Here is a 12,920-nt window from a genome sequence, read left to right on the forward strand (position 1 = left end):
GCCGCATGACGCCGCAACGCCTGGCGCGCCCCTCCGGGGAAGGCCGCTTATGACCAACGGACCGCCGAACATCCTGTCGCTGGCCTGGATTTTGTCGCTGGTCTACGTGTTCGTGGCCGCGGTTTTCGTGGTGCGCCGGCTGACGGACAAAAGCGGCAAGGAGCTGGCCCGGCGCATCGAGGCGGCGACGCGCGCCCGGGAGGCGGCGGACGTGCCCGGCGATCTGGTCAAGCGCCACGAGATGAGCGGGCTGCGCTGGCTGGACGTCTTTTTGTCGCGCCAGGCCTGGAGCCGGCGCATGGACAAGATGCTCGACCAGGCGGACATCGAGGCGCCGCTTGGCGTCTTCGTCCTGTTGTCGCTGGTCCTGGCCGTCACGGGCTCTATGGCGGCCTCGATCTACACGCAAAATCTTCTGGCGCGTCTGGCCGTCGGCGTGGGGCTCGGTTTTTTGCCTTTCAAGTGGATCGCCATGCGCAAGGCCAAGCGCATGACGGAGTTCGAGCGCCAGTTGCCCGAGGCCCTGGATCTTGTCGGCCGGGCGCTTCGGGCCGGGCATACCTTCACCAGCGGCATGGGCATGGTGGTCAGCGAATTCGCCGAGCCCATAAGCAGCGAGTTCCGGACGACCCTGGAGGAGATCAACTTCGGCATGGGCGTGACCGTGGCCCTGGACAACCTCATGGACCGGGTGGACTGCCCGGACCTCAACTTCTTCGTGATTTCGGTCAAGATCCAGAACGAGACCGGCGGCAATCTGGCCGAGATCATCGGCAACATCGCCTCCCTGATCCGCGAGCGGCTCAAGCTCAAGGGGCGCATCCGGGTGCTTTCGGCCGAGGGGCGCATGGCCGCCTGGGTCTTGTGCCTGCTGCCGTTTTTCGTGTGCGGCGCGGTGCAGGTCCTCAACCCCGGCTACCTGGGCCTGCTTTTCACCGAGCCTTTGGGCCGCATCCTCATCTATGTCGTCATGGGCCTTATGACCCTGGGCGTCCTGGTCATCCGCAAGATGGTGCGCATCGAGGTCTGAGGTCGCCATGCAGATCATCCTTATCTCCCTGCTTGTTTCCGCCAGCGTCGGCTTTTTCGTGTACGCCGTCATGGTGCTGCGCGACGAGCGCGAAAAGCGTCGGGAGATCGCCGAGCGGGCCATGGCCGTGTTGCATCCGGCCGGGCCGGAAGGCGGCCGCCGGCCCGGGGTGATCGGCTGGCTGGCCGGGCTTGGCCGGGGACTGGCCGCCCGCTTTGGCGAGGCGGTCAAGCCCAAGGAGGCCGAGGAGCTTTCCAAGACGCGCACGACCCTGATCCACGCCGGGTTTCGCCAGCCCGGGGCCGTGGAGATCTATTGGGGCCTCAAGGTCGGCGCGGCCCTGGTGGGGCTTCTCGTGGGCGTGTTTTTGGCTGCTTCCGGCCGGATTCCGGCCCAGTACAAGATGTTCGCGGCCCTGGCCTGCGTGGCCGGAGGCTTTTACCTGCCGGGGGTCGTGCTCGATTCGCGGGTGAAAAAGCGCCAGAAGGCCATTCTGCACGGTCTGCCCGACGCCCTGGACCTGCTTGTGGTCTGCGTCGAGGCGGGCATGGGGCTCGACGCCGCCATCTACCGGGTGTGTCTGGAAATGACCCACAAGGAGCCGATTTTAAGTTCCGAGTTGCGGCTTTTGACCCTGGAGCTTCGGGCCGGCAAGTCGCGGCGGGAGGCGCTCAAGAATCTTTCGAATAGGGTGGGGCTCGAGGACATGGGCAGCCTTGTGGCCATGCTCATCCAGACCGACATGTTCGGCACCTCCATCGCCCAGACCCTGCGGGTCTATGCCGACTCCATGCGGACCAAGCGGTTCCAGTTGGCCGAGGAACTGGCCGCCAAGCTGCCGGTCAAGCTGCTTTTCCCGCTCGTCCTTTTCATCTTCCCCACGCTTTTGATCGTGATCCTGGGGCCGGCGGGCATAAGCCTCATGCGGATGTTCAGCAGTATCAACCGGTAATAGGGAGACGGGCATGGCCGGCGCGGACGACGTCATGCGCTCCGTCGGGGAGCTTGGGGAAAAGGGGAAGGACATCGCCGACGCCTTTTCCGGCAACGCGCACCACTCCCTGGACGCCGCCCGGGGACTCTCGGATTTCTTCCACAAACCCGACAACCTGCTGGCCCTGGCCGTGTGCCTGGCGGCCGTCATCGGCCTGTACCGGCTGCTGCGCGCCGAGGGCATCATCCCGGCTCCGCGCCTGGGCACGGGGCTGGCCGGCACTTTCCTGGCCCGCCGCCTCGCCCTCTGGCTTGTGGTGTCCGTGGTCACGTCCGCCATCGGCCTGGCCCTGGCCCTGGCGCTCTCAAGTTATTTTTGATGTGAACGCCGCCAGGGGGGGAAACTTTTTTCAAAAAGTTTCCCCCCCCCTGGACCCCCCTTTCAAAAACTTTCCAGGGGCGCGTCATTCCTTGTACGGCCGGTACTGCTCGAGAATCTTGTCGGCCACAGCCTTGCGCAGGGCGGCCACCTCGGCGTCGTCGGCGTAATCCTCGCTGGCGGCCAGGGCGGCGGCGGCATCCTCGAAGCCGGCGTCCCGGGCGATGGCGTCGAACTTGGCGTCGTAGGCCTCGGGCGTATCCCGCGACAGCGGCACGTAGTCGCTCGCGCTGACCAGGGCCAGGTAGGCATTGTAGAAGGCGACGATATTGGCCTTGGTCGTCGCCGCCGGGGCCAGGCCGGCCAGGGTCAGGACGAGGGCCGCCGCCAGGGCGATGGAGATCTTTTTCATGGAGCGTTTCCTCCGGATGCGCGCTATTGGGCGGCCAGCGCGGTGCTCGTGTTGGGCTCGGGGCTCTTGCGGGCCGAGGCGGACAGCGTCAGCCCGTCGAAAAAGGGTTGCATGGGCGCGGTCATCGCCTTGTAGGTGTAGGTGATGGTGATCAGAAACGGCGTGCAGGAGCTCGAATTGCACGTCGGCCGCGTGGTCGGGCTCATGGCCAGGGCCGGCGGGTCCGAGGGATCGGATGTGTCGCGGCCTTGCTGCACGAGCGGGGCGTAGCTGTCCTGCTTGCCGTCAAAAAGGTTTTGGGCCGCGGACTGGTTGGTGATGTTCGGGTTTTGGGAGATGTCGTGGGCCACGGTGGTGGCCGCGCTTTCCAGGGTGAACTGGATGCGCAGGATGTTGGCGACTTCGATGATGCCAAGCAGCATGAAGACCAGCACGGGCAGCACCAGGGCGAATTCCACGGCGGTCGCGCCCGATTCCCGGCGGCGGGAGACGCGCTGGTTGCGGAGCGGTTGCGTGCGCATGGTCGTGTCCCTTTTCCCCGTTATGGCGTGCCGGTGGTGGCTTCCTTTTTGCTCATGAGGCGCTGGCCGAGCTGCTGGCCGATCTTTTTGAACATGTCCTTGATGTCGGAACTGTCCGGCGCGTCGTAATAATGGTCGTCGGTGCCGGACTTGGACGAGGCGATCCGCTTCATGAGGCTTATGTCCGTGGCATCGGAGTCGCCGAAGCGGATGGCGAAGATTTCCACCGGATAGTCGGCGTCGTTTTTGGCGTCGTCGGCCTCGTCCAGGACGTATTGGTTGAGCTTGCCGCCGTCGGTGCAATCCGGGATCTGGGCCAGGGTCGCCGAGGCCGTGGACAGGGTGTCGTAGGGCGAACTCGCGCTGTTGGGCCGCAGCCCCTGGCCGAAGTAGGCATTGGTCCAGTAGGCGTTGACGGTCCGCGAGGCCGAGGCGTAGCGGCCGCCGCAACGTCCGTCCTCGGTGTCGCCGTCGGTGAGCACGATCATGATCTTGCGCACCTTCTTGTCCGTGTTGCCTTCGGTGTAGGGGGCCTTGGGCGAGAGCACCTTGTGCCCCCATTTGATGCCTTCGGAGATGAGCGTGCCCGAGGTCACGGCCCCGGCGTTGATGGCGCCGATATTGTCGAGAATGGCCTCCTTGTCCGAGGACAGGGCCCGGATGGGCGACATGCCGGAACAGGTTCGGTCGTAATAGGTGCTCACGCCGCTTATGGTGTAGCCGTAGAAGATGGAGTTGCGGCTGCGGGTGTCGCTGTATTCGGTCTTGAGCTTGCCGTCGTTTAGGGTGCCGTCGGCGTTGCGGCAGCCGGCCCCCACGCCGTCCGGGTCCCGCTCGGCCGTGACCGGGTCGTTGCCGTCGATGCGGACCTTGCCCTGGAAGGGGACCAGCCCGATCTTGGAGCGGGTGTTGGCCCCGGAATCGGGCATGATGAGGTCGACCAGGTTCGCCGCCGCTTCCTTGACGTTGGCGATCGGCGTGCCTCTCATGCTGCCCGTGGCGTCGAGCACCATGACCAGTTCGATGTCGTTGTAGCCGGCGCAGGCTTCGGCCGTAACCGTGGTGGCGTCGAGGCCCACCACCTTGGACAGCGTCATGTCCACGTCGGCCTCGGCCGTGACGCACACGCTGCGGGTGGCGCCGCCCGAGGAAATGTCGGTGGCCTTGGCTTCGGGGTCGTTGGCGGCCAGGTTGGTCGTGACCGCCTGCGAGACCTTGCCGTTGTCCACGTCCGGGTCGTCGGGCAGCTGGAGGCTTCCGGCCAGGGCGGCCGCGTCCACGGCGTTTTGCAGCTTGTTGTGGGCCACGTAGACGCGGCCGAGGTCCACGGCCACGCCCACGGCGGCCATAAGCCCGACCAGCGTCGCCGCGACGACCACGCTCGACGCCCCACGGGCGTCGCCGCGGCTAGTTTGCAGCCGGCAACGCCATGGTCGTCTTGGCCGAAATCGTGAGCGTATCCGATCCAGGCAAATTGAAAGGAGTGGGATTCCCCGAGGCGTCGTATTGCGGCATGAACGAGGGGTTGTAGTCATGGTCCACCTGCACGGTTACGTTGTTGTTTGCGTCGCGGGGGGAGATGGTCACGGTCGGCTCGGCGCCGTCGAAAAGCGACTTCCCGGACGCGTCCGTGAGCACCGTGTTTTTGATGTAATCCTCGACCCCGCCCGTCTCGCCGTTTTGCCGCGCCAGCATGCGCGCCCCTTCCATGGCCGCGTTTTGCAACTGGGAATACTCGGTCAGGGCCCGGCTCGCCTCCACGAGAATGAGGAGCAGGGGGACGAGCAACACCATGGCGATGGCCATTTCCACGGCCGCCAGGCCGCGCTGGTCCCTGTGAAGTCGTTTCATGGCACGTATCTCGCTTGTCATTTTTCTAGGATGCGCAATTCCCCCTAGGGGCATTCCCCTAGGCGTCTGAAAGATTCATGCCAGGGCGGGGGAAGGGAGTCGGAGGCGGCCGGCTCGCGCAACAGGGCCGCTGGGCAAATCTTTTTTGCCCGAACCGGAAAAGGCCGGCGGCCGCGTCGGATGGAGTCTATGAATCGTGGATTGTATCGCGGTCGAACCACTTTTTGTGGAGGCGTTCTTCCAGCAAAGGACGGCGGGGGGATGCCCTCGTCCGGCGGCCGTGTTTACCCCCTCGTCCGCCTTTGCTATACAGGGCGAAGGATAAGGGGAGGGCTCGCGGTGAAGGAAAAGGTACGGGCGGCGCTTGCGGCCGCGCTGGTGGCCGTGTGTCTGGCCGGGCTCGGCGGCTTGGCCGGCTGCGCCGGGTCCAAGGGAAAATCCGGGCCGGACGCCCTGGCCGGCAAGCCCGGGGTCGAGGCCCTGGCCGCCGGCGATGCCGCGCTTGCCCACGGCGATCCCAAGGACGCCGGCCGGCTTTATCTGGCGGCGCTTGCCGCCGGTGCCGCGCCCGCCGTGGTCCACACCCGCATGGGCGACCTGTACCTGCGCGTGGGCAATTATCCCAATGCCGCCATGGCCTACCGGGCGGCGCTCAAGGCCGAGCCGAAGCACGCCCCGGCCCTGCAAGGGCTCGGCTTCGCCCTCTACCTCGGCGGGGCCAAGGACGAGGCGGCCAAGGCCCTGGCCAACGCCTTGGAGCTTTCGCCGTCCCTGTCCCGCGCGGCGGCCCTGCTCGGGGCCATCGAGGCCCGGGAAGGCCGGCCCGAGGCGGCGCTTGCCGTGTACGACAAATCCCTGGCCGTCGGCTTCGACCCGGATGTGGAGAACAACCGGGGCATCGCGCTCATGCTCATGGGCCGCACCGAGGACGCCGTGGCCGCGTTTTCCAAGGCCGGGGCGGTGAAGAAATCCCCCAAGATCGCCAACAACCTGGGGCTGGCCCTGTGCAAGCTTGGCCGCTACGACGACGCCTACTCGGCGTTCGCCAGCGTCGCCGGCGAGTCCACGGCGCTCAACAACGTCGGCGTGTGCTACATGGAGGCCGGCAATAAGGCCAAGGCCCAGGAATTTTTCGAACGGGCCATCGCCGCCAATCCGAAGTTCTACCCCGTGGCCCACGACAACCTGACCCGCTTGTCCACGGCCGAGGAGGTGGCCCTGCCGTCCTCCGCCCCGGCCCGGCCGGCCGCCGGAGCCCCCGCGCCCCAGCCGGCCGTAGCCAAGCCCGCCGTCGCGCCCGCCGCGCCGGCTACGTCGGGACGGGCCGCCACGGTCGAACGCCTGGACAGATTGGAGATGCCCTAGGCCGGGGCGATTGCCCGCCCCGGAAAGGCGAGACGCGACATGGCCGCATCCTCCCAACCGACACCCGCGCCCCTGCGCCTGCTGGTGGCCGACGACGAGCCGCGCATCCTCGACCTTTTCACCGAAATCCTGGCCCCCCAGGACGATGTCCTGGGCGGTCTCGACGGTCTCGGGGGCGCGCCCCCCGTGCCCGACGCCCCCCGGTTCGAGCTGACCCTTTGCCGCCAGGGCGAGGAGGCGGTCGCGGCCGTGGTCGCGGCCAAACGCGAACACCGGCCCTTTGCCGCCGCCTTTCTGGATATCGACATGCCGCCCGGGCATGGCGGCCTTTTCGCGGCCGAGGCCATACGGGCCCTCGATTCCGGGGTCCAGATCGTGGTGGTCACCACCTTCACCGACGTCGATCCGGCCACCATCGCCGCCCGGGTGCCGCCGGCCGACAAGCTGCTCTACATCCAAAAGCCCTTCCACTCCCAGGAGATCCGCCAGTTCGCCACCTCCCTGTGCGCCAAATGGCGGGCCGAACGCGATTTCGCCGCGCTCAAAAGCCGCCTGGAAACCCGCGTTACCGAGCGCACCGCCGCCCTGGCCAGCGCCAACCGCAAGCTCACCCGGGAAATCGACGAGCGCGAACGCGTCACCAAACTCATCGTCACGGCCAAGCGCGAATGGGAGGGCATCTTCGACTCCGTTCAGGATATGGTCGTGGTCATCGACAGCGAGCGGCGGGTGCGCCGCCTCAACCTGGCCATGGCCCACCGCCTGGGCCTGCCGCCCCGGGAGGTCGTCGGCCGCGAGGCCGCCTTCGTCTTCGATCCGCCAGACAAGCCCGGCGAGCGCTCCCGGGAAATCCTGGCCATGACCGACGGCCGCCACCATTCCCGGGAAATCGCCATCCCGAGGCTGCACGGGGAATTCCTCGTCACCGCCTCGCCGCTCTCCCACGCCGACGACGCCCCCATCGGCACCGTGTTCGTGGCCCACGACATCACCGAACGCAAAAATCTCGAACAACGCCTGCGCCAGAGCCAGAAAATGGAGGCCATCGGCACTCTGGCCGGCGGCATCGCCCACGATTTCAACAACATCCTCGGCATCATCATGGGCTTCACCGAGATGATCGAAGGCGACGCCCCCCCGGACAGTCCGCTCGCCCGCCGCGTCGACCATATTCTGTCCGCCTGCCGCCGGGCCAGGGACCTCGTGCTCCAGATCCTCTCCTTCAGCCGCCAGAACGAACAAGGGGCCAAGCCCCTGCACGTGGGGCCGCTGGTCAAGGAGACCCTCAAGCTCATCCGGGCCACCGTGCCCAACTCCATCGAACTCGTGGACGCCGTGCGCCCCGGCCGCGATACCGTCCTGGCCGAGCCCACCCAGATCCAGCAGATCATCATGAACCTGTGCGGCAACGCGGCCCAGGCCATGCGCGATACGGGAGGCGTGCTGGAGGTGGGGCTGGAGGAATGCCCCGGCGGCCTTTGCCCCATCGCCAACGACGCGCCGCCCGCCGATTGTCTGCGCCTGTGGGTGCGCGACACCGGCCCCGGCATCCCCGGCGAGATTCAGGAGCGGATTTTCGATCCCTTTTTCACCACGAAAAAACCCGGCGAGGGCACGGGCATGGGCCTGGCCGTGGCCCACGGCATCGTGCGCAAGTACAACGGGGACATCAAGGTCGAAAGCGCCCCGGGCCAGGGCGCGACCTTCAGCGTCTACCTGCCCCTGGCCGAACATGCGGGCGAGGTCGACCAGGAGGCCGGACCCCAGCCGCGCATGGGCCGGGGACGCGTGCTGTTCGTCGATGACGAGCCGGCTCTGGCCGAAATCGGCCGCGAACTCCTCGAATCCCTGGGCTACGCCGTCCAGGCCGAAACCGATCCCCGGCGGGCACTGGCCCGCATCCAAAAAGATCCCATCGCCTGCGACCTCATGGTCACCGACCAGAACATGCCGGGCCTAAGCGGCGCCGACCTCGCCCGCGAGGCCCTGGCTATCCGTCCCGATCTGCCGGTGCTCATGCTCACCGGCTTCAGCGAGACCATGAGTAGGGAGGCTGCCCGGGCCATCGGCATCCGCGACCTGCTTCTCAAGCCCATCCTGCGCCGCGACCTGGCCGCCGCCATCGAGGCGGCGTTGGCGAATGGCGGGGCTGGAGGGAACGGAGGGAATGGGGGAAACGGCGGGAATGGCGGGAATGGAAGGAAAGAGGCGGGAGGGGCGTCGCCCCTCCCGGACCCTCCCGACCGGGGGGCTTGATGCCCCCCGGACCCCCCTTTACCGGGTTGGGCTGGTGGGCCGGAGCGGCGGGGGATAGGGCATGGGTTGGTCTCTTGGGGCGGCGGGACGTCCTTTGTTTGTCGCCGCAATCGGCCCGGCGGCACGAGGCGCTTCGCGCCTCGACGCCGGACGCGATTGCGGCAACAACCGCGCCAGCGGCGAAGCGCCGCATGGAAGATGTTTGTTTTTTTGAGGTGGGCATGAAGCCCGTTGAAAGTTTTTGAAGGGGGTCCAGGGGGAAACTTTTTTCAAAAAGTTTCCCCCTGGCCGCCGGAGGCGCATGTATGCCGGAGCGTATGCCGATCGGGTCTGTGGCGTCCGTGGAGGGCGCGGAGGTCATGGTAGTCCTGGACGCGGCGGTGGCGGCCGATGTCGGCGTGGGCGACATGGCGGTCATCGTCTCGGAGCGGTCCATGGTTTTTGGACTGGTGCAGGCGCTTTTCACCCCCGCGCCGGGGCCGGAGGCCGGGGGCATGCGCACGGCCCGGCTGGCGCTTCTGGGCGAGAGCCTCGGGGCGGAAACCGAGGCGTTTACGTTTCAGCGCGGCGTATCCATCAGCCCGAAGCTGGGGGCGGTGGTACGGCGCGCGGTCACCGGGGATTTGGCCCGCATTTATGCCAAGCCGGCCAAGTCCAGCGTCCTGATCGGCTCGCTGCACCAGGACGCGGCAGTGCCGGCCTTCATGGTGGTTGACGATTTCCTGGGCAAGCATTTCGCCGTGCTCGGCACCACCGGCTCGGGCAAGTCCTGCACGGTGGCGGTGCTGTTGCGTTCGGTTCTGACCGCCCACGCCCACGGCCACATCGTGCTGCTCGACCCCCACGACGAATACGCCGCCGCCTTTGGCGACATGGCCGAGTCGGTCACCACCGATAACCTGGTCCTGCCGTACTGGCTGCTCGATTTCGAGGAGATGACCCAGGTCTTTTGCAGCGGCGAGCAGCCCTACCGCGAGGTGGAGGCCAACATCCTCAAGGAATGCGTGCTGGCGGCCAAGGCGGAATTCATGCGCGGGGCCGGGCGGGACGACGCGGCGCTGACCATCGACACGCCGGTGCCGTATCGGCTCGCCCGGGTGCTGGAGCTGCTCAAGGTCGGCATGGGGCGGCTGGACAAGCCCGAGAGTTCCATCCCCTATCTGCGCCTGACGGCGCGCATCGACGCCCTGCGCCGTGACCGGCGTTTCAGCTTTATGTTCGGCCAGCTCACGGTCGAGGACGACATGGCCGATGTCCTGGCGCGGTATCTGCGGCTTCCGGCCGACGGGCGGCCGCTGACGATCTTCAATCTGGCCGGCGTGCCGGCCGAGATCGTGGACGTGGTGGTGTCGGTGCTGTGCCGGCTCATTTTCGATTTCGCCCTGTGGACCGAGCGCGGGCGCGGGGTGCCGGTGCTCCTGGTGTGCGAGGAGGCCCACCGCTACGTGCCGCGCGACTCGGCCGCCGCGTTCGGCCCGACCCGCCGGGCGCTTTCGCGCATCGCCAAGGAGGGCCGCAAGTACGGCGTGTCTCTCGGGCTTGTTACCCAGCGCCCCTCGGAGATCTCCGAAACCGTGCTGTCCCAGGTCAACACCCTGGTGTCGCTTCGCATGAGCAACGAGCAGGACCAGCTTTTCGTGCGCCGGGCCATGCCGGAAAACGCGGCCGGGCTTTTGTCCGCCCTGCCGGCGCTGCGCACCCAGGAGGCGGTGGTGGTGGGCGAGGGCGTGCCCGTGCCCATGCGCATCCGCCTGCGCGATCTGGCCGACGGCGAACGGCCGCGCAGCGACACGGCGCGCTTTTCCGAAGTCTGGTCCGCGCCGCGTAACGAGCCGGGTTTTATCGCCGACACGATTGAGCGTTGGCGAAGGCAGGCGCGTTGATGCCCCCGTTTCTTGTCAATCCCCGGGGAAGAAGGTAGGGGGCGGAAAAGAGAGGACCAAGGAGTCGTGTTCATGCAACTTGTCTTGCCGATCGTGACGGCGCTTCTTGTCGTCGCGACGGCGTTTCCCACACTGGCCGCCGGGCCGAAAATGGCCACCGTGCCGACCTCGGCGACCGAAATCCACGGCATCGCGCTGCCCGATCCCGTGGCCGCCGCCAAGCGCGACGCGAAGCTGCGGGAGGCCGGGCACCGTTTCGACGGCAGAAAGCCCGTGGCCTGCCGTTACCCGGCGCTCATCGAGAACAAGCAGCTTTTGCGCTGGGTCAATATCTACAGCCGGAAAAACGGCCTCGATCCGAGGCTCGTCTACGCGCTGATCGAACAGGAGTCGCGGTTCAACCCCTGCGCGGTCTCGCCCAAGGGCGCCCAAGGCATCATGCAGATCATGCCCGACACCCAAAAAGTGCTGGGGCTCAGCGAGCCGTTCGACCCGGAGCGCAATATCGCCGCGGGAACGAAATATTTGCGGTCTATGCTGGACCGGTTTCAGACCGAGGTCATGGCCCTGGCCGCCTACAACGCCGGCCCCGGGGCCGTGGCCAAGCACGGTGGGGTGCCGCCCTATGAGGAAACCAAGGACTACGTGCTGAAAGTCGTGGACCGCTATTTTTACCTGCGCCAGCGCTATCCGGTGGAAGACCTCGATTCCATGCACAAGAAGCTGACCCTGACCGACGCCGCGCCCCTGGCCGGCAGACGGGAGAACCCATGAGCGAAGTCCTCTGGCCCGAAGCGGGGCGGCCCGCGCCGGATTTTTCCCTGCCCGACGCTTCCGGGCAGGTCCATTCCCTGGCCGATTTCGCCGGCCGCTGGCTGGCGCTCTATTTCTATCCGCGCGACATGACCAGCGGCTGTACCACCGAGGCCCTGGAATTCTCCACCCTCATGCCCCGGTTCGTCGAGCTTGACGCGGCCGTGGTCGGCATAAGCCGCGACGCCCCGGCCTCCCACGAGAAATTTATCGTCAAAAACGACCTGACCGTGCGGTTGCTGTCCGACCCGGATACGGCCGTTCACAAGGCCTACGGCGCTTGGCGGCTGAAAAAGGCTTACGGCAAGGAGTCCATGGGCGTGGTGCGTTCCACCTTTCTCATCGACCCCGAGGGCGTGGTGCGCCGGGCCTGGCCCAAGGTGGCCAAGGCCGCCGGGCACGCCGAAGCGGTGCTCAAGGCCCTGACCGGGCTGGCGCAAGGGTAACGCCCCATGTCCTTGTGCGTCTCGCGGCTCCAATCGGGCGGGCTTATCGCCACCTACCAGTGCCAAAGCGCCTGTCCCCATTGCCTGTATCGGGGCGGCCCGGCTCGCGAAGGCGCATACATGGACCAGGGGCTGGCCACGACCCTTTTCGCCAAGGCGCGGGAGCTCGGCGCGGCGGCCATGCACATCGGCGGCGGCGAACCCCTGTCCGACCCCCTGTCCCTGGCCGGCTTGCTGGCGGCCGCCGACGAGGCGGGCATGCCCATCGAATATGTGGAGACGAGCGGGGCCTGGTTCACGGACGCGGAAGAGGCCGTGGAGCTTTTGACCGAACTGCGCTCCATGGGGCTGGCCCGGCTGCTGGTGTCCATCACGCCCATGCACAACGGCTTCATCCCTTTGCGCAAGACCCTCGGCACCATCGAAGCGGCCCAGGCGGCCGGCATCGTCGTCTTTCCCTGGCAGGAGCATTTTTTGGAGGACATGCGCGCCTTCGACCCCGATAGGACACACCCCTTTCGGGAATACCAGGAGCGTTTCGGTCAGGATTACCCGGCTCAGGTTCTGCGCCGGATATGGATCCATCTGGGCGGCCGGGCCTTCGACCTTTTCGCCCCGGCCCTGGGCCGGCGGCCGGTTGCGGCCATCCTGGCCGAGGCCTCGGCCGACTGCCGGGCGGAACTGACCGACGTCGGCCATTTCCACATGGACCTTTACGGCGATTACATTCCGGGATTGTGCTCGGGGCTGGCCTTTCGGGCCGACGACCTCGGCGCGCCGCTGGACCCGGAACGCTACCCGATCCTCACCACCCTGGCCGAGACCGGCATCCGGGGCTTCTACGACTACGCCACGGCCCTGGAGGACTACACGCCCCGGCCCGAAGGCTACGTCAACAAGTGCGAACTGTGCCAGGATATCCGCCGCCACCTGTCCGAACGGGGCTGGTTCGAATCCACGGAACTCTCCCCAGCCGAATTTTACGCGATGTTGTAGAGGAACCGGGGGGAACCCTTTCTGTAGAAAGGGTT

General features: G+C 66.9%; 13 protein-coding genes. 9 read left to right on the forward strand and 4 right to left on the reverse strand.

Features of this window, described 5'->3' with window-relative positions; genetic code table 11:
• Positions 1-49 precede the first annotated feature (49 nt).
• From DESFRDRAFT_RS14995 to DESFRDRAFT_RS15005, 3 genes are read left to right on the forward strand one after another with little or no spacing between them, the layout of a single operon-like run.
• Positions 50-1,030: a type II secretion system F family protein gene (locus DESFRDRAFT_RS14995; RefSeq protein ID WP_005995285.1), complete on the forward strand. Its 981-nt coding sequence runs from the start codon at positions 50-52 to the stop codon at positions 1,028-1,030.
• 7 nt (positions 1,031-1,037) lie between these two features.
• On the forward strand, positions 1,038-1,982 hold the full coding sequence (locus DESFRDRAFT_RS15000) for a type II secretion system F family protein (RefSeq protein WP_005995286.1): 945 nt from the start codon (positions 1,038-1,040) through the stop codon (positions 1,980-1,982).
• Positions 1,983-1,995: 13 nt separating this feature from the next.
• On the forward strand, positions 1,996-2,343 hold the full coding sequence (locus DESFRDRAFT_RS15005; RefSeq protein ID WP_005995287.1) for a hypothetical protein: 348 nt from the start codon (positions 1,996-1,998) through the stop codon (positions 2,341-2,343).
• A gap of 84 nt (positions 2,344-2,427) precedes the next feature.
• On the opposite strand, the gene DESFRDRAFT_RS15010 is transcribed toward DESFRDRAFT_RS15005, so the two are convergent.
• From DESFRDRAFT_RS15010 to DESFRDRAFT_RS15025, 4 genes are read right to left on the reverse strand one after another with little or no spacing between them, the layout of a single operon-like run.
• Entirely contained in the window at positions 2,428-2,754 is a 327-nt protein-coding gene (locus DESFRDRAFT_RS15010; RefSeq protein ID WP_005995288.1) for a hypothetical protein, read from the reverse strand.
• 23 nt (positions 2,755-2,777) lie between these two features.
• On the reverse strand, positions 2,778-3,275 hold the full coding sequence (locus DESFRDRAFT_RS15015) for a TadE/TadG family type IV pilus assembly protein (protein ID WP_005995289.1): 498 nt from the start codon (positions 3,273-3,275) through the stop codon (positions 2,778-2,780).
• A gap of 20 nt (positions 3,276-3,295) precedes the next feature.
• Positions 3,296-4,654, reverse strand: coding sequence for a VWA domain-containing protein (locus tag DESFRDRAFT_RS15020; protein WP_005995290.1), 1,359 nt, complete (start codon positions 4,652-4,654; stop codon positions 3,296-3,298).
• 28 nt (positions 4,655-4,682) lie between these two features.
• The gene (locus tag DESFRDRAFT_RS15025) at positions 4,683-5,126 is read right to left on the reverse strand and encodes a TadE/TadG family type IV pilus assembly protein (protein WP_005995291.1); all 444 of its coding nucleotides are present in this window, start codon (positions 5,124-5,126) and stop codon (positions 4,683-4,685) included.
• Positions 5,127-5,465: 339 nt separating this feature from the next.
• On the opposite strand from DESFRDRAFT_RS15025, the gene DESFRDRAFT_RS15030 reads away from it, so the two are divergent.
• The 6 genes from DESFRDRAFT_RS15030 to DESFRDRAFT_RS15055 all read left to right on the forward strand — a co-directional run bounded on the left by DESFRDRAFT_RS15030 (position 5,466) and on the right by DESFRDRAFT_RS15055 (position 12,885).
• Positions 5,466-6,491, forward strand: coding sequence for a tetratricopeptide repeat protein (locus tag DESFRDRAFT_RS15030; RefSeq protein ID WP_005995292.1), 1,026 nt, complete (start codon positions 5,466-5,468; stop codon positions 6,489-6,491).
• Between the two features lie 39 nt (positions 6,492-6,530).
• Positions 6,531-8,747 carry a hybrid sensor histidine kinase/response regulator gene (locus DESFRDRAFT_RS15035; protein WP_005995295.1) on the forward strand — a complete coding sequence of 739 codons (2,217 nt, stop codon included), beginning with the start codon at positions 6,531-6,533 and terminating at the stop codon, positions 8,745-8,747.
• Between the two features lie 305 nt (positions 8,748-9,052).
• On the forward strand, positions 9,053-10,630 hold the full coding sequence (locus DESFRDRAFT_RS15040; protein WP_005995297.1) for an ATP-binding protein: 1,578 nt from the start codon (positions 9,053-9,055) through the stop codon (positions 10,628-10,630).
• A gap of 72 nt (positions 10,631-10,702) precedes the next feature.
• Entirely contained in the window at positions 10,703-11,404 is a 702-nt protein-coding gene (locus DESFRDRAFT_RS15045) for a lytic transglycosylase domain-containing protein (protein WP_005995298.1), read from the forward strand.
• Positions 11,401-11,889: a peroxiredoxin gene (locus tag DESFRDRAFT_RS15050; protein ID WP_005995299.1), complete on the forward strand. Its 489-nt coding sequence runs from the start codon at positions 11,401-11,403 to the stop codon at positions 11,887-11,889. The genes DESFRDRAFT_RS15045 and DESFRDRAFT_RS15050 overlap by 4 nt, the downstream gene beginning before the upstream one ends.
• Before the next feature lie 6 nt (positions 11,890-11,895).
• Positions 11,896-12,885: a radical SAM protein gene (locus tag DESFRDRAFT_RS15055; RefSeq protein ID WP_005995300.1), complete on the forward strand. Its 990-nt coding sequence runs from the start codon at positions 11,896-11,898 to the stop codon at positions 12,883-12,885.
• The last annotated feature ends 35 nt before the right edge of the window (positions 12,886-12,920 follow it).

The organism is Solidesulfovibrio fructosivorans JJ], from assembly GCF_000179555.1.
GTDB classification, from domain to species: Bacteria; Desulfobacterota; Desulfovibrionia; order Desulfovibrionales; family Desulfovibrionaceae; genus Solidesulfovibrio; species Solidesulfovibrio fructosivorans.

What these genes read in the sequence shown, in the direction of transcription:
- DESFRDRAFT_RS15050 (WP_005995299.1), top strand. Translation starts at nt 11,401, where the DNA reads ATGAGCGAAGTCCTCTGGCCCGAAGCGGGGCGGCCCGCGCCGGATTTT.
- DESFRDRAFT_RS15045 (WP_005995298.1), top strand. Translation starts at nt 10,703, where the DNA reads ATGCAACTTGTCTTGCCGATCGTGACGGCGCTTCTTGTCGTCGCGACG.
- DESFRDRAFT_RS15025 (WP_005995291.1), bottom strand. Translation starts at nt 5,126, where the DNA reads ATGAAACGACTTCACAGGGACCAGCGCGGCCTGGCGGCCGTGGAAATG.
- DESFRDRAFT_RS15055 (WP_005995300.1), top strand. Translation starts at nt 11,896, where the DNA reads ATGTCCTTGTGCGTCTCGCGGCTCCAATCGGGCGGGCTTATCGCCACC.
- DESFRDRAFT_RS15040 (WP_005995297.1), top strand. Translation starts at nt 9,053, where the DNA reads ATGCCGGAGCGTATGCCGATCGGGTCTGTGGCGTCCGTGGAGGGCGCG.
- DESFRDRAFT_RS15005 (WP_005995287.1), top strand. Translation starts at nt 1,996, where the DNA reads ATGGCCGGCGCGGACGACGTCATGCGCTCCGTCGGGGAGCTTGGGGAA.
- DESFRDRAFT_RS15000 (WP_005995286.1), top strand. Translation starts at nt 1,038, where the DNA reads ATGCAGATCATCCTTATCTCCCTGCTTGTTTCCGCCAGCGTCGGCTTT.
- DESFRDRAFT_RS15035 (WP_005995295.1), top strand. Translation starts at nt 6,531, where the DNA reads ATGGCCGCATCCTCCCAACCGACACCCGCGCCCCTGCGCCTGCTGGTG.
- DESFRDRAFT_RS15015 (WP_005995289.1), bottom strand. Translation starts at nt 3,275, where the DNA reads ATGCGCACGCAACCGCTCCGCAACCAGCGCGTCTCCCGCCGCCGGGAA.
- DESFRDRAFT_RS14995 (WP_005995285.1), top strand. Translation starts at nt 50, where the DNA reads ATGACCAACGGACCGCCGAACATCCTGTCGCTGGCCTGGATTTTGTCG.
- DESFRDRAFT_RS15010 (WP_005995288.1), bottom strand. Translation starts at nt 2,754, where the DNA reads ATGAAAAAGATCTCCATCGCCCTGGCGGCGGCCCTCGTCCTGACCCTG.